Source organism: Mycobacterium sp. (assembly GCF_035570115.1).
Classification (GTDB): Bacteria; Actinomycetota; Actinomycetes; order Mycobacteriales; family Mycobacteriaceae; genus Mycobacterium.
The window spans coordinates 44,518-69,993 of sequence record NZ_DATMLH010000118.1; the positions used below are offsets into that span (position 1 = coordinate 44,518).

The 25,476-nt window shown below is 67.1% G+C and carries 10 protein-coding genes; all 10 read right to left on the minus strand.

From position 1 onward, the window contains the following. From VNW74_RS11090 to VNW74_RS11135, 10 genes are read right to left on the minus strand one after another with little or no spacing between them, the layout of a single operon-like run. Positions 1-1,746 (minus strand): ABC transporter ATP-binding protein, encoded by a 1,746-nt coding sequence (locus VNW74_RS11090; RefSeq protein WP_325676672.1) that lies wholly within the window; start codon positions 1,744-1,746, stop codon positions 1-3. Then, entirely contained in the window at positions 1,743-4,355 is a 2,613-nt protein-coding gene (locus VNW74_RS11095; protein WP_325676674.1) for an ABC transporter ATP-binding protein/permease, read from the minus strand. The genes VNW74_RS11090 and VNW74_RS11095 overlap by 4 nt, the downstream gene beginning before the upstream one ends. Then, positions 4,355-4,567, minus strand: a complete 213-nt coding sequence (locus VNW74_RS11100) for an MbtH family protein (protein ID WP_325676676.1) — start codon at positions 4,565-4,567, stop codon at positions 4,355-4,357. The genes VNW74_RS11095 and VNW74_RS11100 overlap by 1 nt, the downstream gene beginning before the upstream one ends. Then, positions 4,545-5,834, minus strand: a complete 1,290-nt coding sequence (gene mbtG / locus VNW74_RS11105; RefSeq protein WP_325676678.1) for an NADPH-dependent L-lysine N(6)-monooxygenase MbtG — start codon at positions 5,832-5,834, stop codon at positions 4,545-4,547. The genes VNW74_RS11100 and mbtG overlap by 23 nt, the downstream gene beginning before the upstream one ends. After that, complete coding sequence (locus VNW74_RS11110; RefSeq protein ID WP_325676680.1) at positions 5,831-10,294, minus strand: amino acid adenylation domain-containing protein; 4,464 nt, start codon at positions 10,292-10,294, stop codon at positions 5,831-5,833. Before VNW74_RS11110 ends, mbtG begins: the two co-directional genes overlap by 4 nt. Then, a complete protein-coding gene (locus VNW74_RS11115; protein ID WP_325676682.1) occupies positions 10,291-16,872 on the minus strand; it encodes a non-ribosomal peptide synthetase in 6,582 nt (2,193 codons plus the stop codon). Before VNW74_RS11115 ends, VNW74_RS11110 begins: the two co-directional genes overlap by 4 nt. Further along, positions 16,865-19,891, minus strand: coding sequence for a mycobactin polyketide synthase MbtD (gene mbtD / locus VNW74_RS11120; protein ID WP_325676684.1), 3,027 nt, complete (start codon positions 19,889-19,891; stop codon positions 16,865-16,867). Before mbtD ends, VNW74_RS11115 begins: the two co-directional genes overlap by 8 nt. Then, positions 19,891-21,213, minus strand: coding sequence for a polyketide synthase (locus VNW74_RS11125; protein WP_414686655.1), 1,323 nt, complete (start codon positions 21,211-21,213; stop codon positions 19,891-19,893). The genes mbtD and VNW74_RS11125 overlap by 1 nt, the downstream gene beginning before the upstream one ends. Beyond that, positions 21,200-21,964 carry a thioesterase II family protein gene (locus tag VNW74_RS11130; RefSeq protein ID WP_325676688.1) on the minus strand — a complete coding sequence of 255 codons (765 nt, stop codon included), beginning with the start codon at positions 21,962-21,964 and terminating at the stop codon, positions 21,200-21,202. Before VNW74_RS11130 ends, VNW74_RS11125 begins: the two co-directional genes overlap by 14 nt. Next, positions 21,961-25,476 (minus strand): amino acid adenylation domain-containing protein, encoded by a 3,516-nt coding sequence (locus tag VNW74_RS11135; protein WP_325676690.1) that lies wholly within the window; start codon positions 25,474-25,476, stop codon positions 21,961-21,963. The genes VNW74_RS11130 and VNW74_RS11135 overlap by 4 nt, the downstream gene beginning before the upstream one ends.

The window sequence follows — 25,476 nt, forward strand, 5'->3', positions numbered from 1 at the left end:
TCATAACTCGCCGGCGTGGATTCGCCACTCGGCGGCGTCCTGCTGCTGCCGCCAGAATTCGTCGAACCGTCCGCCCGCGCTGAGCAACCCGTCGACCGGACCGTCCTCCACCACCCGGCCGTTGTCGAGAAAAAGAACCCGGTCGGCATGACGAAGGCTCGCCAGGCGATGGGCGACGATCACCCGGGTGCGCGATTGCGGATCCGCGGTCAGCGCGTCGACCACGGCGGCCTCGTTCTCGGTGTCCAGCGCGCTGGTCGCCTCGTCGACCAGCAGTATCGGCGCGGGTTTGAGCAGAGCGCGAGCGATGCTGACCCGTTGCCGTTCACCACCCGACAGGGCGGAACCGGCCTCGCCGACGGTCGCCTCGACACCCTCGGGCAACCTGTCGGTGAGCTCGTCGACCCGCGCCAGCGCGACAGCCCGGGTGAACTGATCGTCGGTGGCGGCGGGATCGCCGGCGTACACGTTCTCGCGAATCGTCCCGTGGAACAGGTAGGGATGCTGAAACACCACGCTGCTTGTCGCGCGCCGAGTTTCGGCATCGAGTGTCGCGGCGTCGACGCCGTCGACCAGCACACGGCCGCGGGTCGGTTGGTGCAGGCCGGCGATCAGCGCCAAGATGGTGCTCTTGCCCGACCCGGACGGCCCGACTATCGCTGTCGTCGTTCCGGGCTGCAGGGTGAAACTCACGCGAGAGAGCACCGGCGCGGTTGCGCCGTCGTAGCTGAACGCGACGTCTTCGAACTCGATTCGTGGTGAGGCGGCATCGGCCCGCAGCGTGTCGGTTCCGGCTTCCATGACCGGTGCGGTGAGCACGGCACGAATGCGGTCGAGCGTTGCGCGAGTGCTCTCCAAGGCCGGCGCCAGCTCGCTGATGGTGGTGAAAGGCTCCAGATAGCGGGCGATCACGACGATCAGGGCGATCGCCGCCGGCACGCTGAGCGTGTGCGTTACCGTCAGCGCGGTGGTCGCACCGGCAAGCAGGATGAGAGCCAGCTGGCTGGCGATGCTGAACAGCAGCTGGCCCGGGATCTGCATGCCCAGTAGCCGCATCGTCGCACCGTGCTGCGCGGCCAGCGCGTCGCCGACCAGACTCCGAGCCGGTTCGACACGCCGCGCGGCCCGCAACGCCTGCTGAGTTCTGGCGAACTCGATAATCCGTTCGGTGAGCGCGCTGTTGGCTTCACCGGCCGCAGCATCGGCGCGACGCGCAAGCCGTACCGACGCCCACAGCGCTCCCAACAGCAGTGGCAGGCCACCCATCGCGGCCAGGCCGAGCTGCCAGGAGACCGGCACCAGGGCCAGCGCGATGGCCGCCGGCAGCAGGACCGCGGTGACCAGCGGCGTCAACAGGTTGACCACGAGTCCGACGAGTTGAGGACCCGTTGCGGCGATCGCTTGCCGTGCCGTCGCGGTGTGGTCGGCGCTGAACCAATCCAGTCGCACATCCGGAAGTCGGTCCGCCACGTCGTGCTGGGTGTGGTCGAGCACGGCGAAGCCCAGATTGAAACCGATCCGCGCGGTCGCGGTGTCGATCACCCATCCGGCCACCGTCGCCGCGGTGAGCCAGCCCAGCCACACCAGCGCGCGTTGCGGCGCGTCGCTGAACAACGCGGTCACCAGGGGAACCAACAGCACGGTGGCGATCGCCCGCACGACCACGGAGACCAATGCCAGCACGACATACGCGACCACCTCGCCCCGGCGATCGCCCGGGACCAGGCGCAACCAGGTGCGGATCATCGCGTCGCCTCCTGAGCTGCTGTCACAGTCAGCGAGGCGCGATGGCCGCTATCCCACAACCTTCGATAGCGTCCATCCGCGTCGAGCAACTCCCGGTGGGTGCCACGCTCGGCGATCCGGCCGTGGTCGAGCACCACGATCTGGTCGGCTCCGGTAACGGTGTGCAGCCGATGAGCGATCACCAACACGGTGCGCTCTCGGGTCAACCGGTTGAGCGCCTGCTGGACAAGGTATTCCGATTCTGGATCGGCAAACGCCGTGGCCTCGTCGAGGATGAGGACGCCGGTGTCGGCGAGGATGGCACGGGCGATGGTGAGCCGTTGCCGCTCTCCGCCCGAGAGTCCGGTGCTCGCACCCAGCACGGTGTCGTAGCCCTGCGGCAATCGCATGATGCGATCGTGGATTTGCGCCTCGCGGGCGGCGGCCTGGACCTGGGCGGCAGTGGCATCCGGGACGGCCAGCGCGATGTTCTCGGTGACGGTGCCGTGCACGAGCTGCGTTTCCTGCAAGACGAAACCGACTCGCGTGTAGAGCTCGTCGGCCGTCATTGACCGGATATCTTGTCCGCCAACGCGTATCGTGCCGTGCTGAACATCATGGAATCGAGCCAGTAGCGCGGCCAACGTCGACTTTCCGGATCCTGACGGGCCGACGAGGGCAGTAACCGTGCCCGGCCGCAGCGTCAGCGAGACATCCTTGATCACTGGTACGTCGGGGCGGTAGCCGAAGCTCACGTGGTCGAACACGACGGTCGCAGACGCGTCGCCATCAGACGCGTCACCCGGCTGTTCACGCACGGAGAGTTCCGGTTCGTCGAGGGTGATCTGCAGGCGCCGGGCGGCCAACATCCCGGCGCGGATGCCGCCGAGCCCATAGGCGATGTTGAGCAACCGCGCACCGAATGTGGTGCCCAGCAACAGGAACGGCAACAGGTTCACCGGATTCATCCGGTTCGCGACGACCAGCAGAGTGCCGGTGACGGCGATGAGCCACAGGAAAGTCGCGGGACGGGTGGCCAGATCCATCAAGGTCTTCTTGCCGGCCAGCGGACGTTGCCAGTCGACCAGGAATCGGATGTATTCGTCCAGGCGGCGCCGGAAGCTCGAAGCGGCGGCACCGCCGAAGACACGGATCACCGGCTGCCCCTCGAGGTAGGCGCCCGCCTCGCCGTTCATCTTCTCGGCCCAGCGCTGCGATTGAGGGATGCGCGGCCCGGACTGAATCGTGATCGACGACGTCAAGAGCAGATAGACCACCACGGGCACGAACAACACCAGCGCTACCCGCCAGTCCACGACGAACAGGTAGACCAGCACCGCCACCGGGGCAACAAGCGCGGCAACCGCGTCCGGGATGGCGTGGGTGACCAGGTAATGCAACGATAGTGTGTCGTCGGCCACCAGCTGCTTGATCGACCCCGAACCGCGGGCGGTGAACCAGCCCAACGGCAATCGAGACAGCTTGCTCAACAGCCGTGAGCGCAGGTCGCTGGCGAACCGGGCGTCGATGACGTGCAGCCACAGTGTCAGCGCGGCACCGAGCACGGTGCCGAATCCGAGTAGCGCGACGGCGGCGATTCCGATCTCCCGCAACCGTGCCGCCTCGGCACCGCCCGCGAGTTGCCGCGCCAATTCGACCAGCAGCACGAATGGCGCCAGCTGCAGCAGCGTTATAACTACCTGCAGCACACCCGAGGCGATCAGCGCTGAACGCAAGGGCGCGAGCAACCGGCCGGCGGCCTGGGCGCGCCAACTGCCACGGGCAGGCGCCGCAGCTGATGCATCAGCCGATTCTGGCTGTGCTCCAGCGCCTTCCGGTTCGTTGCCAGGCTGCGCCACGACGGTGGCGGTATCCGTCTCGTCGCCGCGGCGGGTGCCCATCGCACGCCCGGCGCTCCAGTAGGCCTGGGCGTGTATCTCGGACTTGGGAAAACCGAACTCGTCGCGCAGCCGCGTTCGGATGTGCTTGAGTGTCGTGGCCTCCGGTGTCGCCCACGCGTACCAGTCCGACCAGTCCCGATTTTCGATCGCCGCGGCGAGTGATTTCTCGTCGCGACGGCCAACCCAGTGCACGCGCAGTCGGGGATGTGCCGCGAGCGGGATCAGTGTGTCGTTGTCGTCGTGTTGCTCCAGATACATCTCGATCGGGACGTCATCCGGAACGACCCCGATGATTCCGTTGATCCCGGGTATCGACGCCGAGTCGCCGATCAACAGGTATCCGGCGGGCTGCTCGTCGGGAATGTCGAAGCGCGACGAGCCCATCAGCGACATCACGGCGATCGCCGCGCCGGGCGCGACGGTGCGCGCCCACAACGACGCCGGACCGGCCGCGTCGTGCAGCACGACGTCGATCGCGAAGCGGCCGGCGGAGACGTCGGCTTCGGAGATCGTGTATGCGCGCTGGAACTCAGCGCTCGACCCGTCGGGGTCGGGAAACCAGAACCGCAGCCACGCCGCGGGTTCGGCCTGCACATCGTCGAACAAGGTCGGTGATTGCATCCATATTCGGATGAAATGCGGTGCGATCCGGACGGTTTCGATGACGGTTGCGGTGTGGTCGCGAGCGCCGAAGCCCCGCAGCATCGCCCCCTGGAATCCGCGTGCCATTAGCGGTCCATCGCCTCGCGGAGGCTTTTGGGCCGGATGTCGGTCCAGTGCTCCTCGACATAGGCCAGGCACTCCGCACGACTGGCTTCACCGAAGACCTTCCGCCAGCCCGCCGGAACATCGGCGTACGCCGGCCACAGGCTGTGTTGGTCTTCGTCGTTGACCACCACCAAAAAGGTGCCGGCTTCGTCATCGAAGGGATTGGTGCTCATCGTCTCTCCTGGTCGAGGGGTCGGTACGGGGGCCCAGTTCGGCGCCTAGCACCCGGTCGGACAGCAGTCCCAGACAGCTGAGGTTGGGGAATCCGGGACCCTGGTTGAGGCCGGCGAGGTTGGGCAAGAACAGCTTGGGGGCAACATCGGTGACGGCGAGGTCGTGCCCGATGGCCTCCTGCAGGCGATCCCCGCTCAGCGGGCCACCCAACCCCAGCTCGAGCAGGTCGAGTGCGTCCTGGCTGAACAGCGTGGTGAACCACAGCGGGTCGGCACCGGATCCGTCGATGACCAAGTCGAATCCGTGCACCGTTTCCAGGTTTTCGCTGCCCCGGTTGGTCGACAGCGTCAACCGGATCTGCTCGTCGCGACCCACTGCATGAGCAACCCGTCCGCGCAGATGACGGATGCGGTCGTCGGCCAGTAAGGCGTCCTGCACGTTGGCAGAGAACACCCCACGGTCGGTGCGGGCGATCGCATCCCGACGTTCGTCCAGCGTCAGCGCCGTCCAGTCGGTGGGGTCGGAGAACAGCGTGTTCTCAAAGAAGCTCTCGCCGCGGGTGAACAGCGTCACCTGCGGCGAGATCACGGTGATGGTCGAAACCCGGTGTCGGAAAAGCTCGTTGAGCATCGCCGCGGCGGTCTCGCCGCCCCCGATGACCGCGACGCGTTCAGCGCTGATCCGCTCGTGCTGGCCGGCGCGATGCCAGAACTGCGCGATCGAGAGCACCCGCGGATTGCCGGGCAGCAAAGAACGTTCGGCTTGGCCAGGGCCGGTGATCATCAAACCGTCTGCGTGCACGGTGGTTTCGTTGGTGTGTAGCGCCCAGCGGTCACCGTCGACGGCGAGCTGCTCGACGTCGCCGTAAACCACTGTCATGTCGATCTGCTCGGCGACCCAGCGCAGGTACTGGCTCCACCGCCGGTGGGTGGGCGCCGGTCGACCGCGGTCGATCCATGGTGCGAACTGACCGGTGGCGATCAAATACGACTGCCAGCTGTAGCGCGTCATCCGCTCGTCGAGTTCGGCGTTGCGGCGAGGCACCAGCGACGAGCGGTACGGGAAGCCGACGTCCTTTTCCGGGCTCGTCCCCAGCCGCTGCGCGCCGTCGGTCCAGCCCCCGCTGGACTGCCAGTTGGCGCCAACCCCGATCCGCTCGACGGCTACCACCTCGGGTGTGTGGACACCCATCTGGCCGAGCACGCAAGCCTTCGCGGCGACGGCCACCGCCTTGACCCCGGCGCCAAGCACCGCAAGTGTGGTCACGTCACCATCTCCTCGAGCACTTGCGTCCAAAGCGCTTGCAACGCGGCAATATCCGACTCGACCAAAATGTCAGGCAACCCCCGCCACTGCGTCACCAGGATCTGGTGATCACTGGTTCCCAACACGGTGGCCACTATGCTCAGCTCGTAGCGCACCGCTAGCTCGGGTTCGGGTACCGGCGACACCCCGGACAGCAGGCCGCGATCGAGCCAGAGCCCGCTGGCATTACCGACATCAGCGCGGCCCAGGTAATTGAGCAGCAGCTGCGGTTCGGGCAAGGCGCCCAGTCGACCCGCGGTGTCGGGCCGCAGATGGCGAAGCAGCCCATAGTCGATTCCGTCCCCCGGAATTGCCGACAATCGTTGCGCCACTTGCCGCGGGTCCTCGGTGTCGACACGCCAGGGATAGATCGCGCTCAACAGACCGACTGTCTCGGTGGTGTCGATGAGTTCGCCGTCGGGTGCTCTATTGCCGTCGAACAGCGTATCGGCGCGCCCATGGGTCTCCAGTGCGAGCAGCGGTGGCGGGGTCGGCTGACCGCGGCGCTGGCGCCACCGCGTGACCATCCGCGCTGACGCGGCAATCAGCAGCTCGAGCATCGGCACACCCGACTTCAGCAGCCGGCTGGTTGTGCCCGGATCGAGCACGGTCGTTCGGACCAGCAGATCGCCGGCGCGGTCACTGTCCGGGTTCAGTCGTCGCGCCCCCAGATCAGGATCGTCGCCGGCGAGCTGCGATGCCCAAAACAGTTCGCTGTCGAGGGATTCCGCACGGCTGATCAGCGCCTGGGTCCAACGTCGGTAGCTGGTGTGCTCGCGAATCGGCGCTGGCAACTTTCCGGCGAGGAGCGCATGCAGGGCGGCGTCGAGTTCGCCGAGAACAAGCTGCCACGAGACCGGGTCCATCGCCAACACGTGAGCGGCCAGGACCAGCACGCTTTGACCATGCGGCGGGCGCAACCACACCGCCGCCAGCAGCCGTCCGCGTTCCGGGTCGAGGCTGTCTATCGCCCGCTCGGTGGACACGCCGACGGCGGCCTGCAGGTCGTCGGACACCGAGACCTCGGTGAGAAAGTCGCCGTCGGCGTGCGGAAGCAGGGTCATGCTGGCGCGGTCCAACCGGGTGCGCAGTACCTCGTGGCCGTCGACGATGGCCGCCAGCGCCGTCCGGAGATGCTCCCCCGTCACGCCTTCCGGCAGTCGGATCGCTTCGGCCTGGGCCAGCCTGCGGGGCTGGCCGTACTCGTAGAGCCAACGCGCATTGGCCAGCAGGGGTATCGGGCCGCTCTCGGCCCTCACATCGGGTGTGAACCCGGCAGTTTCAAAGTCGACCGCGGCCGCCAGTTCCCGGATATTGCCGCACTCCAACACCAATCGGGCGCGCAGCGCGATACCGCGCCGGCGAGCGGCCTGCACCACCGAGAGCGCCGCGATACTGTCCAGCCCCAACTCGAGCAGATCGGCATCGACATCGACGCGCGGAATCTTGAGCATCTCGGCGAGCAACTCGGCGAACGCCGATTCCGTGGGCGTCGCCGGTTCGGACTCACCGCCACTCGGCGCCGCAGCCGAATCCGCAGCGGCCAAGGCGTTTTCATCCAGTTTGCCGTTGGGGGTCAATGGGATTTCGTCGACGATGACGATGCGCTGCGGGATCATGTATCGCGGCAACCGGGAGTTCAACATGAGGCGCAGCTCAGCGGTGGACGGCTGCATACTCGCCGGATCGGTTGCCGCCACGTAGGCGGTCAGCCGCGCAACGCCCTGCCGTTCGCTGACCAACACACCCGCACGCCGGATGCCCGGATGGGATTCGATCACGGCGGCGACCTCGCCGGGTTCGACGCGGTGGCCACGGATCTTCACCTGGGAATCCGCGCGCCCGATGTACTGCAGTGAGCCGTCGGGTTGGCGGCGCACCAGGTCGCCGGTGCGATACATCCGTTGAGCCGCAGAGAACGGATTGGCGAGGAAGCGCTGGCTGGTCTCCGCGGGGCGTCCCAAATAGCCCCGGGTCAACTGGGCGCCCGCCAGATACAGCTCGCCTATTGCGCCGCATGGCACCGGCCGCAATCCGGAATCCAGCACGTAGCCGCAGGTGCGCCCGGTCGGTCGCCCGATCGATGGTTCGTCGTGCTCGGCGATCGCGGCCACCACCGCCTCGACCGTGGTCTCGGTTGGCCCATAGCAGTTGAAGGCCGTCATCGACGCACGCGCGCACTCGGTGCGGATGAGCGTCCACGCCGCGCTACCGACCGCTTCGCCACCCAGCGCCAGTACCGCCAGCGGAACCTTGCTCAGCAAGCCAAATGCCGTCAGTTGGGCGAACATCGACGGGGTGGTGTCGATCATGTCGACGCGGTGCTCAGCGATAACCCGAACCAGCGCCTCGGCGTCGGTCTGGGTGTGCTCGTCGACGACGTGCACTGCGTGACCGTCGAGCAGCGCAACCAACGGCTGCCAGGCGGCGTCGAATGCGAACGACCAAGCGTGCGCGATGCGCACCGGGCGACCTAGCCTTGAGGCCGCGGGCCGCAGCACCTGGTCCAGATGATCGTCGGCGTATGCGCCGATCGCGGCGTGAGTACCGATGACACCCTTGGGCTCTCCTGTCGTCCCGGATGTGAAGACGACATAGGCGGCCTGCTCGGGCTGGACGTTGGCGGGGCGGTAGTCGCCGTCCGAGTCAACCGATGCGTTGCGGAACTGGTCGAGGAACTGCTCGTCAACGACGATTGTCGCGCCGCATTGGCGCAGAATCGAATCCACCCGCTCCGGGGGCATCCCGGGCTCCAGCGGAACACAAACGGCACCGGCCTTGAGCACCGCGAGCACCGCGACGATGTACTGCGGACCGCGCAAAAGCTTTATTGCGACCGGGCTTTCGGCACCGGTTCGGTGATGGGGCAGCATACCGACGAGCATGCTTGCCAATCTGTCAGCCGACGCATCCAGCTCGCGGTAGCTCAGCGTGCCACCGGCCCAGCTGACCGCGAGATTGTCGGGCATCCGCTCCGCGATCGCGGCAAACCGCCCGTGAATGCTCAGCGGCACAGGCGGTGTCGCTGAGGCAACCCCCCGCAGGGGCGCAGCTTCGCCGTCGAGCAGCACGCTGACCTCATCCAGCGGGCGCTCCCAGCTCTGCAGCAGCCGCTGGGCAGTGGCAGTCACGCGGCGCCCCAGTGTCGCTGCGGTCGTCACGCCCAGTGCGCCGTCGATCGCTTCCACCTGCACAACTAGTTCACTGCCGGCCATATGGGCGGCGATCACCACCGGAAAATGCGTCAGGCTCTCCAACGCGGCGGGCCGGAATGTCACGCCGGCACCACTTAATTCGCCGTCTGCTGCCATTCCGCCCAGCGGGAAATTCTCGTAAACCAGCAAGGTGTCGAACATCTCGCCGACACCGCCCAGTGCTCGCAGCTGCGCGTGTGCGAGGTAGCCGTGGTCACGCAGCATCGCCGCATCGCGCTGCAGGGATCGGCATTGCTCACCGACCGCGACTGCCGCGTCGAGCCGCACTCGCAGCGGCACGGTGTTGATGAACAACCCGATCATGGTTTCGACGCCGGCCAACTCGGCCGGCCTGCCGGACACGGTTACCCCGAACACCACGTCGTCGCGGTCGGCTAACCGCGACACCACCAGCGCCCAGGCCATCTGCAGCAGCGTGTTGACCGTGACACCCCGCGCACGGGCCCCGTCGACCAGCTCCGCGGTGGCCTGGGGGTCTATGCGCAGTTCAGTGCGCCGCGGAAGACCGGTGGAGCCTGACGGTGTACCGCCCAGGGCGGCCGACAGCAGCGTCGGACCCGGCAGGTCTGCCAGGTGTTGACGCCAGATCTGCTGACTTGCAGCTTGATCGCGGTTCGCCAGCCACCCGATGTAATCGCGGTATGGCCGCGGCGCCCCCGGTAGCGCTTCGAGATCGCCACCGGCCCGATACAAGATCATCATCTCGTTGACGAACACCGGCAACGACCACCCGTCAATCACGATGTGGTGGGCGGTGATCACCAAACGCCATCGCGCGCCGGGCAATTCAATCAGGAGAAAGCGAATCGCCGCCGCGCGTTCGAAATCAAACGGCCGTCGACGTTCCGCGGCCTCCAGTGTCTCGACGTCTTCGGGTGCGGCGGCCACGCGTCTCCACGGCAGCTCGACACGTGACGGCACGATCTGCACCGGCCGCGGAATCCCCTGGCTGAAGAAGCTGGCCCGCAGGTTCGGGTGTCGCGTCAACATCTTTGCCGCACAGTCGCGGAGCAGGTCGGCGTCCAGCGCACCGGAGATGTCCGCGGCCATCCCGATCACGTACGGATCGTCTGCGACAGAATCAGCCAGCGCAGAAAGCACAGTGAGCGAATACAAGCCCTCTTGCAGGGGGCTCAGCGCCATGACGTCTTCGATATCGGGTGCGATGTCGGGACGAGAGTCGGTTTCGGTTCCGGTGGCCGTCATGTCGCACCATCGCGCGACGTTGCCCAAAGCCGAGTCACCGCAGCCAGATCGGCAGGTGACAGACCGGAGGTGCTCATCGGCTCGAAGCTGGCGTCGGTCGGCTCGAGGGCACCCTCGATCAGAGCACCGTCGTCGTCCAACGCATCTAGCGCAGCGGCCAACTGCTGTACGGTCGGGTTCTCAAACACCATGCGCGGGTTGACCGCAAGGCCGGCGGTCCGTGCTCGCGCGGCCAACTGCACCGACAGAATGCTGTCACCCCCGAGGGTGAAGAAGTCGTCGAAGCGGCCGACTTTCGCGGTGGACAGTAGCTCGGCGAACACCGCGGCCAGCGCACGTTCGGTGTCGGTGCGCGGTGGCTCGGTCTCGCCGCTGGTGCTGACCGTCGGCGGCGGCAGCCCGGGCCGGTTCAGTTTGCCCGAGTCGGTTTTGGGCAGCGCATCGAGCACGGTCAGCGACGACGGCACCATATATCCGGGCAGCGTTGCAGCAACCGTTGCCCGCACCGATCCCGCGAATGCCGCCTTCTGCGCCTCGTCGGCGATCGGCTGATGCGGCACCACATATCCGGCCAGCGTGCTGCTGCCCTGGACTTCCCAGGTGCGGGCCGCGGCTGCGCCGACACCCTCGGCCGCCGCCAGCGCGGCCTCGACTTCGGCCAGCTCGACTCGGAAGCCGCGCACCTTGACCTGGTGGTCGGCACGTCCGACGAACTCCAGTTGGCCATCCTCGGTCCAGCGGGCCAGGTCGCCACTGCGATACAACCGCGTACCGGGCTCGGTGGCATACGGATTGGGCACAAACCTTGACGCGGTCAAGCCGGGTCGCTTCCAGTACCCCCGGGCCAATTGGTCGCCGGCGTAGTAGAGTTCGCCCACCACGCCGATCGGCACCGGCCGCAAGCCGTCATCGAGCAGATACGTGTCCGCTCCCGGTAAGGGCTTACCAACCAACGGGATCGGCAAGTCCAGCCGCCCTCGTGCCACCGCGCCGGAGGTCTCGGTTGAGCCGATATTGTTCAGCAGGTCGGGGCCTTCCCCCCCACCGTCGCCACACACCGTCATCAGCCGCTGTAACAGCGACGTGCTGACCGGTTCGCCGCCGCAAACCAGCCGGGACAGCGCACGCAGCGCGCCGGGGCTGCTGTCGACCAGCGCGGAGACCAAGCTGGGCACCGCGGTCACCTGCGCGACCGCGTGACGTTGCATCAGCGCCCCCAGTGCCTCGGGGTTACGGTGCTCGGCATCGTCGGCCAGGATCATGGTTGCGCCCGCCGCCAGCCCGGCGAGCAACTCCATACCGCCCTCGAGGAACGTGATCGAGGCCTGCGCCAGCCGAATGTCAGGGGCTTTGGGCGGGTAACGCCGCAGCTGCCAATCGAGCCGCGCCGCCATCGACCGATGGGTGCCGACTGTCCCCTTCGGCTTCCCGGTGGACCCCGAGGTGAATACCAGGAACATCGGGTCATCGGGATGCGGCGGCGGCAATGTCTGCGGATCTAGAACACCCGAGTTCTCCACCGCCGCAAGGGTGTCCGGGTCATCCAGCGAAAGAAGTTGAACTCCGGGGGCGTGCGGCATCGTGTCGATCGCCTCGACCGTTGCCACCACGACACCCGGATCGGCGTCGTCGAGCATGAATTGCTTACGGGCCGAGGGGTAGCCGGGATCGATCGGGAAGTACGCACCGCCCGCCTTCATGATGGCCACCAACGCCACCACCAGATCGATGCTGCGTCGGGTTGACAGCCCGACCAGCGAGCCCGGCCCCACTCCGCGGTCGGCGAGCAGCGCCGCCAGGTTGTCCGAACGCCGGTGTAGCGAAGGGTAATCGATTTCGTCGCTGCCGCAACGCACTGCGACCCGGTCGGGTCCCCACTGCCGGCTGGGCTCCAGCAATTCCGGAATGGTGCGTGCCCGGCCGGGGGGTGGCTGATCGCCACGACTCCAGGAGTCCAGGATCCGGTGTTGCTCCTCGGCATCGATCAGGCCAACGTCACGCAAGGTCTGATCGAGGTTGTCGGCGAACTCGTTGACGACCTGACCCAGCCACCCGGCCAACCGCTCGATCGTCGACCTGCGGTACAACTCGGTCCGGAAGATGATTTGGCCGTCGTAGCCGGTGTCCCCCGAACCATCGGTGCCGAAGAAGTTGACGCTCAGATCGGCGTGCGCCATGTCGAAGGGAGGGTCCAAAGTGGTGCACACCGTGTCCTGACCGCCCGCGCCTTGTGGCGCCGGATCGATCACCCGGGTGGCGGGCAGATGGTCGCGGACGTGCACGACAACCTGGAACAGCGGGTTGCGTGCCAGCGAACGCACCGGGCTGACGCTGTCGACGACGCGGTCGAACGGCAGGTCTTGGTGTGTGTAGGCGGCCAGCGCCGTTTCCCGGGCCCGATTGCACACCTCACGTAGCGTCGGGTTGCCGCGCAAGTCGTTGCGCAGCACCAAGATGTTCACGAAAAACCCGACCAGTTGGTCTAATTCGGCTTCGGTGCGGCCCGCGACAGGCGTGCCCAGCGGGATGTCTCTGCCCCCGCCGGCCTTGTGCAGCACCACCGCGACGGCGGCCTGCAACAGCATGAACTCGGTGATGCCCAGCTCGCGGCACCGCTCGGCGAGCTTGGCGCGGGTAGCGGCGCCGACCCGGAATTCGACCGCCTCCCCGTCACCGCTGGGTACTGGCGGCCGGGGAAAGTCGGGCCGCAACCCGGTGTCCTCCGGCAGCCCTTCCAGCTGCCGAATCCAATAGTCGCGCTGCGCACTGGCAACCGGCGATTCCTGACCGGACGAGTCTGAAAGCAGTGCGCCCTGCCACGCCGCATAGTCCGCGTACTGCACACGCAGCGGCGCCCACGAGGGTGCCTCGCCGGCCCGGCGTGCACGGTAGGCGGTCATCAAATCGGTGAAAAGCACTCCGGCCGACCAGTGGTCGGCCGCGATATGGTGCACCACCAGCGACAACACCTGGTCTTGGGTTGCCTTCGCGGTACGCAGCAGCGCGACCCGAAATGGCAATTCGTGGTCCAGCTCAAAGCAATGCCGCCGTTCGATATCCAGCTGAGATTGCAGCCATTCATCACCGTCGCCGGTGGCACGGCGGACCGGGATGTCGCTGACCGGGGCGAGCACCTGGTAAGGGACGCCGTCGATTTCGAGATAAGTGGTGCGCAGGATTTCGTGCCGGGCGACGATGTCACCGACGGCGGCGATCAGTGCCTCGACGTCCCACGGTCCGGTCAGCCTCGCCGCGAAGGGAATGTTGTTGACGGGGCTGGGCCCCTCGACCCGGTATGCGAACCAGGTGCGCAGTTGGGAAGCCGACAGCCGCAGCGGTTCGTCGTGGGAGGTCGCGATCAGCTTGGGCCGCGATCGCGTGACCTGGCCACTGCGCAACTGGTCGACCCGCTCGGCGAGCCGGCCAACCGTGGCTAACTCGAAGATGTCCCGGATGCCAACTTCGACACCGCATTCCGATCGGATGGCGGTGACGAGCTTGGTGGCCACCAGCGAATGCCCGCCCAGGTCGAAGAACGAGTCGTCGACACCCACTCGGCCGTGGCCGAGCTGCTCGGAAAACAGCGCGGCGATCCTTCGTTCGGTCACGGTGGCGGGTTCGCGGTATTCGCTGGCAGCCACGATCTGCGGTTCGGGCAATGCCGCACGGTCGATCTTGCCGTGCGCGGTGATGGGGATCTCGTCGAGCACCACGTAGGCCGCCGGGGTCATGTAATCCGGTAGCGCGGCCGCCACCCTGGCGCGGATCCGTTCGAGATCGACCGTGTCGGGGGCGCCGCCGTCGGCTGGAGTCAGGTAGCCCACCAGACACTTGCCCAGATGCGGCAGGGCGGGCAGTTCAGTGGCCACCACGACCGCCTGCCCGACGCTGGGGTCAACCGAGATGGCGGCGCCGACCTCGCCCAACTCGATGCGGAAACCCCGGATCTTCACCTGCTCGTCGGCGCGGCCGACGAACTCGATATCGCCGTCCGCGTTGCGCCGCGCCAGGTCACCAGATCGGTACAGCCGGCCGCCACGGGTGAATGGGTCGGCGATGAAGCGTTCGGCGGTCAGGCCCGGTCTGCGGTGATAACCGCGCGCGACATGTGTTCCGCCGATGTAGATTTCGCCGATGACGCCCACCGGAACCGGCTGCAGCGCATCGTCGAGCAGATACACCTGGGTGTTGATCTTGGGCCGGCCGATCGGCACTACCCGGGTGCCCTGAGCGCCTTCAACGTGGTAGCTGGTGGCGTTGACCACGGTTTCGGTCGGCCCGTAGAAGTTGTAGAGCAGCGCATCGAAGGTGGCGTGGAACTTGTCGGCGATCTCCCCCGGCAATGGCTCGCCGCCAATGGGCACCCGGCGCAGCGTGCGCCACTGGTTGACACCCGGGAGCGACAGGAACAGTCCCAGCAGTGACGGGACGAAATGCATCGAGGTAATACTTTCGCGGCGCAATAGCTCGGTCAGGTATCCGATGTCGCGCAGCCCGTCTGGCCGCGGAATAACCAGCCGTGCACCACAAATCAACGTCCCAAAGATCTCACCGATCGACACGTCGAAGCTCGGCGACGCCACCTGCAGCAGCCGGTCGGTTTCGTCGACCCGATATTCGTCGCCGAACCAGACGAAGTACTCGGCGATCGGTGCGTGCGGAACCGGAACGCCTTTGGGCAGACCGGTCGAACCCGAGGTGTAGATCAGGTAGGCGGTGTTGTCGGGGCACAGCGGTCGTACCAACTCGGGCAGGCAGGCCGGGTAGTCTGCCAAACCGGCGACCGGTTCGCGCAGCACCAATGTGGCCGCTGCGTCGTCGAGGATGAATGCCAGCCGGTCGTCGGGATAGGTCGGGTCGACCGGCAGGTAGACGGCTCCGGCCTTGAGAATGCCCAATGCCGTGATGACCAGCTCGGGTGACTTGTCGAGCAGCACCGCGACGCGATCCTCGGTGCCGATGCCTTGCTTGATCAGCCAGTGCGCCAATCGATTTGCTTGTTCGTCGATCTCGCGATAGCTGTACTGGCGGCCGTCGTACACCACGGCAACAGCATCCGGTGACAGCGCCGCACGCTGAGCGACCAACGCGGGCAAGGTGGCAGCCGGACTGTCGAAGTCTTCGCCAGACGACACCCGGCGCAGCCACTCGGCGTCAGCCTCGCTCATCAGCCCGCATGCCGACAGCGTGAGATCGGGGTGGGCCAGCGCGTTGTCCAGCAGCACCGCATAGTGCCGCAGCAGCTGCTCGACCAGCCCGCGATCCAGCACCTCGACCAGGTACTCGGCTTCGACCAGTGCCCCGCCGTCCGCGTCAGCCAGTTCGATCATCAGGCTCAGCGGCAACTGGCTGAAGTGACCGCGCAAGTCGGCGCGCTCGCATCGCACTTCGGGCGGGCAGAAGCCGCCGCCGTCGTGCTCGCGCAGTCCGAAGCTGACCCGGGTCATCCGCTCGGCGCCGTGTCTGCGGTCGGGGTTGGAGGCGCGCACCAGCCATTCCAGGTCGACGCGCGAGTGGGCCAGGGCGCCCACTGCGCTGTCGCGGGTTTCGCTCAGGAGTTGCCGGAATGTCTGCCGTGGCTGCGGCCGCATACGCATCACCACGGTATTGCCGTAGTACCCGATCGCGTTCTCGGTACCGGCGCCGCGATTCAGTACTGGGGCCGCGACCAGGAAATCGGTCGAGTGGGTGTAGCGGTGAACCAGAGCGGCGAACGCGGCCATCAACACCATGTACGGGGTCGCCCCGGTCTCCCTGGCGAGGGCGGCGGCGCGGTCGACGGTACCCGCCGGCAACCGGGTGATCGCGCGCTGCGCGCGCCACGTACTCGGCACCACCGAACCGTTACGGCCCGGAAGCTCAAGCGGTTCCGGCAGATCGGTAATCAGCGAGCGCCAATAGGCCAGGTCTTCATTAAGATTTCCGGCGTCGCAGGCCTGGGCCACCGATGCCGGCGCGGTCGCGGTGTTGGCGGGATCGGTGTAAGCGCGAGTCAGATCGGTGAAGAACGGTGCCCAGGACCCGTCATCCCAGGCAATATGGTGTGCGGTGAGCAGTAACATCACCTGGTCGGCACCCAGCCGCACCGCGGTGACCCGCAGCGGCGAATCCTTCGTCAAATCGAACGGCTGCCGAAACTGGCGCTGCGCCAGCACTTCTAGCCTCAGCCGGCGGGGCTGCTCGGCGAGCCCCGACAGATCGTGCTCCGCCCAACCAGGTCGCAGATCGTCACGGGTCACCGGATGCGGATCGCCGTCGTTGTCGGTCCGGTAGGTGGTACGCAACACCGGGTGCCGCAACGCGACGGCTCCCACCGCCTGCCGCAACCGGGCAATCTCGATACTGCCGGTCAGGCGATACGAGACACAGATGTTGAGCAGCGCGCTGTCGGGGTCGACTGACTGCACGAACCACATTCGGCGCTGGCCATCCGACATCGCCGGACGTTGCGGGCCTGCCACATCCGAGGCCGAGTCCGTCGTTGTGGCGGGGCGGGCCAGGCCGCGCTCAGCGATCCTGCGCCGCAACAACTCCAGCCGCTGTTCGTCAAGCGTGTCGGAGCCCGTGATGTCAGTCACGCGTGAAGTCCAACCTTTCTGGAGTTCGCGGCACCGCTGACCCGCTGGCGGCGCCGAGGCCCAACGCGTCGATCAGTTCACTGACGGTGATGCCGCCAAGCATCTGCGCCACCGGAGCCGAGTGCCCCACAGCCCGGCGCAGTCGCCTGCGCAGATCGAGCGCCAACAGCGAATCCAAGCCGAGATCCACAAGCGACGCGCTCGAGTCAACCGACAGCGAGTCACCCATGTGCAATGTCGCGGCCAGCTCGCTGCGCACAACGTCGGCGAGCGGCTTTGCGCTCAGGTGGTCACCACCGGCTGCGGTGTCGCCGTTGAGCGCAGCGGTGAATGGCATTGGTGTTCCCTGGCTCTGGAAAAACACCCGAAGTCGGTCGAAGTCGGCAGCGAAGATCAGCGGATCTTCGCCGTGCCGGCCCAGGCTGGCGTCCAGCGCCGCGTTGGCTTCCATCGCGATCAGACCGGAGCGCTGGGTGCGGCTGATCTCGCCGGCCTCGACGACGCCGGCGTCCTGCCACAATCCCCATCGAATCGCCCAGCAGTCCAGCCCCTCGACACGCAACTGCGCGGCCAAGACGTCGAGCAGCCGGTTGGATGCCGCGTAAGCGGCGTGGCCGTGACCGCCCCACACCCCGAAGACCGACGAGCAGGCCAGGATTCGGCATTCCGCCCGCAACGGCCAGACATCGGCCATCATCGCCAGCCCCGCGACCTTTGCCGCACAGACTGCCGCCATGTCCGCACCGGTCAGCTCGGCGTGCTGACGAGTCGTCGCGATACCCGCGGCATGGATCAGCAACGACGCGCCGGAACCGGCATACTCGGCGGCGACGGCCGACAACTCGGCACGATCAGTGATATCGCACGTTGGAGCGTGCACCTCGGCGCTACAGCTTTCCGCCAGCCGCCCCAGCACCACCGGGTCCAAGCCGTTGCGGCTCAACAGGATCACCCTGCGCGCCCCGCTTTCGACGCACCGCCGCGCATACCGCAGGCCGATGGCACCGCTACCGCCGGTGATCACCACATTCTCCAACGCGGCTGCATCGAGCGGTCGCCTGGACACGTCGCGGCGCTCGCGGAATGTCCGGATGTAGCGGCGAGGCGAGCTGTCGATCCCGTCGGCGCGCAATGCCGCCACGGTGGCGTCACCGAGCAGCACGTCGACGACAGCCGCCGCAACCGGGGCATCGACATCGCGCGACGGCAAGTCCAGGTTGCCGAAAGCCTGGTCCGGGAACTCGAAGCCAACGCTGCGGTGCATCGCGGCCAGCGCTGCCTGCGCAGGCTTAACCTCGGCGTCGTCGGGTTGAACCCGTTCGCCACCGACGGTGAGCAGCCAGACGGCTCGGCATCGTGGGCCGATGATCGCGGCATAGTCCGGCAGTCCCACGCCGGGCCGACCGGCAATCTGTTCGATGGCCGCCGTCACGTCACGCTGATCGAGCGCCGGGGTGATCACCGCGACGATCTCCGCCTCTTTCGGGAGCACAATGTCGCAGCCGCGATGTGCCACAACAGCATCGGCCAACCGCCGCGCCAGCGTCCCGGCGGTATCGCCGGCGAGTGCGATGGTGTAGCGCGTCTGGCTCGCCATGGCCGGTAAGCGCGATGGTTGCCAATCCTCGGCGGCGACGGTCAGGGCAGTGGCCGGGTCGGGCGCATTGTCGGCGACGGGTTGCGGTGCAGCCCACAGGTGCACCGCGCGCATCGGTGCGTTCGGGAACCCTCGAAGCACCGGTCGGATGCCCCCAGGAATCGCATCGGCCCAGCGGTAGCCGGGATCGGCGGCCGCGACGGTGGCGACGCTGGCCGACAGCACCCCGGTGATGGACTCGTCGCGATGCCCCGACCCGACGATTACCGCCGACTCTTCGTCGACCAGTTCGGCAAGTGGATACAACAACGAAGGGTGCGCGGACAATTCGACGAACGTGTCGGCCCCGTCCTTCTGAGCGGCGACCACGGCCTGGTCGAAACGCACCGTACTACAGAGACTTTCATACCAGTATTGGCAGAAGTCGACGTCGCTGCCGACCTGGGCGCCGAAAGTCGAGCCGACGAATTTCACCGGCCCGTCCTGGAATCTAGACTTGGGTAGCAGCTCGGCCAGGTCGGTGCGTAACGGTCGTAGCGCGCTGGTGTGGCCCGGGTAGTCGACGGACAGCTGGTGGGCGAACCTACCCTGTTGCTGAGCCAGTCGAGTCGCGGCGACCACTGCGTCGTGATCACCGGACACCACCGTGGACGACGGCCCGTTGACCGCCGAAACTTCCAGCCAGCCGGGTGTTTGGCCGATCGCGGACTCCGCCTCGTCGACGCCGACACCGAGCACAGCCATGGCATATCGACCCGTCAAACGCCCGACGACCGCGGCGCGCGCGCCGACCAGGGCGACCGCATCGGACAGCGTGATCGCGCCGGCCACATACGCCGCCGCAACCTCACCAAGGCTGTGCCCAATGGACATATCGGGACACACTCCGTGAAATCGCCACTGCTCGGCCAAACTCGACGCATGGATGAACTGCGCCCCCTGAATCTGGGTGCGCGACCAGTTCTGCGCTGACTCTCCCGTGAGGTAGGGCAGCGGTGAGGGCAGCCCGGCATCGACGAACGCCTGGGCGCATCGGTCGGCCTCTGCCCGGTACGCCGGAAGTCGCTGGTAAGCGTCTGCACCCATCGATGGCCACTGGTTGCCTTGGCCGGGGAACACGAACGCGACATGCAGGCCAGCGCTTTTCGAGGACCGAGTGACCAGCGGGTGCTCTTCGCCGCAGGCCAGCGCTGACAGACCGGCCACTAGTTCGGCGCGGTCCGCGGCCCGCGCGACCGCACGGTGTCGGCGTACCCGTCGTAGACGCAGAAGAGTGGACGCGACACCCGCCGCCGGATCGCCGTCCTCGCCGGCCTGGTCGAGAAAATCCAGGATCGCCCGGGCGTCCTGACCGATCAGGGTTTCGTCATGCGCCGAGAGCAGCACCGGCACACGGCCATCGGGCAGCGGCTGCGCGGGCATCACGCCGCCTCGGGCAGGGAGACGATCACGTGCGCATTGGTGCCGGCGATGCCGAAGGCCGACGTCGCCGCGACCCGTTGCCCGCCGACCGCAGGCCATGGTGTCAGGGACCGCGCGAGCCGCAAACCCTGGTTTTCCCAGTCAATCTCATGACTTGCCTCCGCTGTGTGCAAGGTGGGCGGTACGGCACCGTGCTCGGCGGCAACCAGAACCTTGACCAGTCCGAGTGCGCCGCCGGCCGCCAACGCATGACCGATGTTGGATTTCACCGAGCCCAACAGAGCCCCGCCACCGGGTTCTGTGTCGCCATAAGTTCGTGCCAGCGACTGCAGTTCGGTGCGGTCGCCCAACCTGGTGCCCGTGCCATGCCCCTCGACCATCCCGACCTCTTCAGGCCGGATCGCGGCCTGGGTCATGGCGCGCCGGAACAGCCGGATTTGCGCGTCGCCGCTGGGTGCGCTGAGCCCGGCGCTGCGGCCGTCCTGGTTGACCGCGCTGGCGCGGACCTCCGCCACAACGTGCCGGCCAGCGCGCAGCGCCGACGATTTGCGTTGCAGCACAAACATCGCGGCTCCCTCGGCCCAGACCGTTCCGCTGGCCTGTGCGCTATAAGGGCGGCAGTGCCCGTCGTCGGAGAGCGCATGTTGTTTGGAGAATTCGACGAAGAACCCGGGCGAGCCCAGCACGTTGACTCCGCCGGCCAACGCCAAGTCGCAGTCGCCGTTCTGCAGCGAGCGCACGGCGACGTGAAAGGCCGCCAGCGCGGACGCGCACGAGGAGTCCACAGTGAGTGCCGGGCCGGTCAACCCTAGTGTGTAGGCGATCCGCCCCGATATCACGCTCAGCGCGGTGCCTGCGAGCAGATGACCACTGTGCCGGGAAAACTCGGCCATCGCAGGCCCGTACCCGGTGGCGGAGGCGCCGACAAAGCAGCCCACGTCGTGCCCGGCCAGGTCGTCGGGATTGATGCCGCTGTTTTCCAGTGCGCGCCACGACACCCGAAGCGCGACGCGTTGCTGAGGGTCCATCGCGACTGCCTCACGCGGCGAAATGCCGAAGAACTCCGGGTCGAACGTCGTCGCACCGGTCAGAAATCCACCACAGTCATGGATTTCCTTGAAACCGCTGCGCCGTGACCCTGCCAGCAACTCGCGAACCCGCCAACCACGGTCGGTGGGAAACGGACCCAACGCCTCGCGGCCGTGGGACAGCAGTTCCCAGTAACCCTCGGCGGTGTCGATGCCCCCGGGCGCCTCCACGGCCATGCCGACGATCACCACCGGCTCGGCGGCGGCGGTGAATCGGTCGTCAGACATCGGCATTCACCCGCGCGGCGACGGCGTCGAGGTGCTCATTGAGGTAGAAGTGTCCGCCGTCGTACAGCGACAGGTCGAACGCGCCGGCGGTGTGCTCTTCCCAGAGCCGCAAAGCAGCGGCGTCGACGCGGTGGTCGTCGCGCGCGCCGAGGACGCAAATGTCGGCGCGAATGCGGATACCGCGAGCACACTCGTACCGATTGATCGCTCGGTAGTCCGCCCGCACCGCGGTGGTGATCAGCTCGGCGAACTCGTGGTCGGCAAGCAGGTCGGGATCTGTGCCGCCCAGGTCGGCGATATCGGCGAGCAGCCCGTCGTCGCTGGTGGGCAACTCCGGCATGCCGGCAACGGCGCACGGCGCCGGACCGGCCGACACCCAGAGCCGTTGCACCGCGGTGTCGCGGGATTCGGCGATCCTGGCGAACTCGAAGGCAACGACCGCGCCCATGCTATGCCCGAAAAGCCGCAGTGGCGCTACCCGACTCCAGGCCCCGGCCTCGAACAAGCCGAGGGCTAGGTCGTGGACCGTTTCCGGGGCGGGTTCGCGGAGCCGTTCTGCGCGCTGCGGATACTGCAGGATGTAGGTGTCGCCGCCCGCGGCCAGCGCGGTCGCTAGCGTGCGGTAGCTCGCGGCGGCTGCCCCGGCGTGCGGAAACACCACGGTGGCGCCGGTGCACTGTGTGCCGTCGCGCCCCGGCACCAGTTTGATCCAGGGTGCGAATGTCGGCGACACTGTTATCAGATTATTGAAAGTCATTGCACCGTTTCGGTTTCAGCGATCGCCGATATCACGTGGTCAGCCTCCATGTGGATAACCTCCAGATATAGTTCGGCAACCTGATCGAGCCGTCCAGGGCCGCGTTCCCGACGGCTGAGCAAGCCAGCAAGTTCAGTAATGGTTCGGGCGGCGAAGATGTCGGCGACCATCACCTCGGGCGCGTCCAGCCACGCCCGGATACGACCGACGGCCTGTGTCGCCAGCACCGAATCGCCGCCGAGGCCGAAGAAGTCATCGTCAGCCCCGACCGCCTCCACGCCGAGCACGTCGCCCACGATCGCGGCAAGAGCGCATTGCAGCGGTGTCGATGGCGCCCGGTGGCCGGGCCTGGCCAGACCGGTGACGGAGGCAGCCAGCTGGTCCCCGACGGCCGGTCGGTCGATCTTGCCGCCGAGGGTGAATGGGATGTGCTCCCGCAGTGACACGTGACGCGGGATCATGTGCGCGGGAACGAGTTCGGTCATGGCTTCCCGCACGCCTTCGGCGGTCAGCTGAGGGTCGTCAGCGCGGATCGCCGCGGCCAAAATGTCGGCGCCGCCTGGCGTCGACACCACGGCCGCGACAGCTATCGCCACACCGGGTACTTGCCGCAGCGCGGCTTCAACCTCGCCGAGCTCGACGCGGTACCCGCTGATTTTCACACGGTGGTCGGCGCGTCCGGCGAACTCCAGCGTGCCGTCCGGCCAGTACCGGGCCAGATCGCCGGTGCGATACCAGGTCCGGCCATCGTGCACGACGAAACGCTCGGCGGTGAGATCCGGACGTCCCCGGTAGCCGCGCGCAATGCCGCGTCCCGAGACCCACAGCTCGCCGACCACCCAGTCGGGGCAATCACCGCCCATGTCGTTGACCACCCGGCAGGCGTTATTGGGAAGCGGTGTGCCATATGGCAACGCGGTCCAATCCGCCGGCAGCTCGCCTGACTGATCCATCTCGAAAATGGTGTTGTGCACGGCGGTTTCGGTCGCACCGCCCAGACCGGCGAAACGCAGCTTGGGTGCATCGGCCCGCAGGCGCCGAGCCACCTCGGGCCGCACCCAATCACCGCCGGTGGGAACTGCCCGTACCGACGACAGCCGTCCCGCACCGACCTCGGCCAACATCTCCAGCCAACCCGGCATGAAATGCAGCACAGTAACTTTGTGGGCGTCGATGAGCCGGGCCCAGGTGTCGGGATTGCGGCGCTGCGCCTCGTCGACCACCACGATCGCCCCACCGGTCCGCAAGGTGACGAAGACATCCATCACCGAGATGTCGCCTTCCAGCGTCGACAAGGCCAAGCAGCGATCCGCGGCGCCGATCTCAAAGTGCCGGCCGATGAATTCGACGGTGTTCATCGCGGCGTCATGCGCGACCTCGACACCCTTGGGCTCGCCGGTTGAGCCCGACGTGAACAACACGTAGGCGAGGTCGTCGGGATCGATTGTCGCGGCCGGGATCTCAACGTCGACGGGCGCGTTGCGGAGCACGTCAGCAATTGTCAGCCCGGGCACCGGTAGCGAGAGCCGCTGCCCGCCACAGACCAGGGCCAGACTCACCTGACCGGTGTGCAGGATGCGTTCCGCGCGGTCGCGGGGCTGGTCGACAGCGATCGGCAGATAGACACCACCCGCGGCCAGGATCCCCAGCAGGGCCGGGATCTGCTCGGCGGTTTTGGGGCCCATCACCGCGACCGTGTCGCCGGCGCGAACCCCCTTCGCACGCAACGCTGCAGCCAACGTCAAGGCTTGGTCGCGCAGCTGCGCGTAGGTGAGGTCACCGGAACTCGCGAACACCGCCGGCGCGTCAGGCTGCTGTTCAGCGCGGCGGAAGAAGCCGTCGTGCAAGGCCTCTCCGCTGGGGGCAGTGCTGCGGCTGTTGACGGCATCACGCACCGCGCGCTGGTCTGCCGGCAGTGCCGCCGAGTCCGGCGCGTCCCAGTCGTCAGCACAGGCCAGCCGCCACAATTCGTCGATGTGGTGAGCGAACATGGCATCGATGACACCGGCCGGGAAGACGTCCTCCCGCACGTCCCAGTTCACCAGGACGCCACCGTCGAATTCGGTGACTTGTGCGTCAAGCGAGACCTGCGGGCCCTGCGAGATGATCCAGCTAGGTGTACCAAACGTGTCGGTGACGTCAGCGCTGAACAACTCCCCCAAACCCAGCGCACTGGTGAACACCACCGGCGCCAGTACCTGGGTGCCGCGGTAGCGGGCGAGGTCGCGCAGCACTGACAGGCCGGGATAACTCGAGTGCGCTGCCGCGGTCCGCATCGCGTCTTGCACCACTTGGGCCCGCGCCGCCGCGGTGGTGGTGCCGGTCAGGTCGATGTCGACCTGCAGCGACGAGGTGAAGTCGCCGACCAGGCTGTGCACGTCGGGGTGCAGGGCCTCGCGGCCGAATAGCGGCACGTTCAGCAAAAACCGCGAGGTGCTCGACCAGCATGCCAGAGTGTGCGCAAACGCCGCTGCGAATAGCATCGCGGGAGTGACACCGCGGGACCGGGCGTTCGCGAACAACGCATCCCGGGTCCGGGGATCTAACCACTGCCAGCGTCGAGTGCTGTTGCGGGAGAGGTGTTTTCGACTCGACGACGGCAGCCTCGGCGGGTCCGGGAGTTCGGGAATGCGCTGTGCCCACCAGTCCCGGTCGGCGTCGCGGGCGGGCTGCGGCCCGGATTCACGCCGCACTATCTCCTGGCGGTATTCCCGGTAGGTGTAGCCCAATTCGGGCAGCTGCCGACCCTGGTAGAGCGCCACCAAGTCGGCCATCAGGGTGCGATAGCTCATCGCGTCGCCGGCTTGCATGTCCAGGTCGACATGCAGGCGCGAGCTTCCGCCGGGCAGCAGGCAGAGCGTCAGCTCCAACACCTGTCCGTCGAGCTGCTGATGTGACTTGGCTTCCCGAAGCCCGGTGAGCCGCTGCTTGACGACATCGTCGGCGTAGCCGCGCAGGTCGTGCACGGTGACCGGGAAGCTCGCGCTTTCCTCAGCCGGATCGATCCGCTGGGTCCCGTCGGACAAGAACCGCACCCGCAACATCGGATGACGCGTTGCCAATTTAGTGGCTGCCTGGCGCAGGGGCTCGGGATCGATTCCCTCGCCGTCGAATTCGACATAGAGATGCCCCGCCACACCGCCGAGCGGTTGATTGTCGTGGCGCCCTACCCACATTGCATGCTGCATCGGAGCGAGTGGAAACGCGTCCTCCGGTGTGCCGGCTGCCGCGGTCGCCGCATTGACCGGTTTCGCAGCGTCAACCTGACCTTCGGACACCAGCAGCGACCACGCCTCAATCGTCGGTGCGGCGGCCAGCGCGGCGAAGTCGACGTCGACACCCTCGCGACGCCATCGACCCGCAAGCGCCATCATCCGAATCGAATCGAGACCCTGGCTGACGAGGTTGCAGCCGGGGTCGACCGTATCGGCGCCGACGCCGAGCAGTTCGGCGACCGCCGCGCGGATGGCACCTGGGCTGCCAGCGACGGAAGCCCCAACCCCATCAGTCAC

Bases quoted from the DNA above. Each gene is read 5' to 3' on its own strand.
- mbtD (WP_325676684.1), bottom strand. From the start codon at position 19,891: ATGCCCGCGCAGCCGCTGCCCGATGGCCGTGTGCCGGTGCTGCTCTCG.
- VNW74_RS11110 (WP_325676680.1), bottom strand. From the start codon at position 10,294: ATGACGGCCACCGGAACCGAAACCGACTCTCGTCCCGACATCGCACCC.
- VNW74_RS11100 (WP_325676676.1), bottom strand. From the start codon at position 4,567: ATGAGCACCAATCCCTTCGATGACGAAGCCGGCACCTTTTTGGTGGTG.
- VNW74_RS11130 (WP_325676688.1), bottom strand. From the start codon at position 21,964: ATGACTTTCAATAATCTGATAACAGTGTCGCCGACATTCGCACCCTGG.
- VNW74_RS11095 (WP_325676674.1), bottom strand. From the start codon at position 4,355: ATGGCACGCGGATTCCAGGGGGCGATGCTGCGGGGCTTCGGCGCTCGC.
- VNW74_RS11090 (WP_325676672.1), bottom strand. From the start codon at position 1,746: ATGATCCGCACCTGGTTGCGCCTGGTCCCGGGCGATCGCCGGGGCGAG.
- VNW74_RS11125 (WP_414686655.1), bottom strand. From the start codon at position 21,213: ATGCCGATGTCTGACGACCGATTCACCGCCGCCGCCGAGCCGGTGGTG.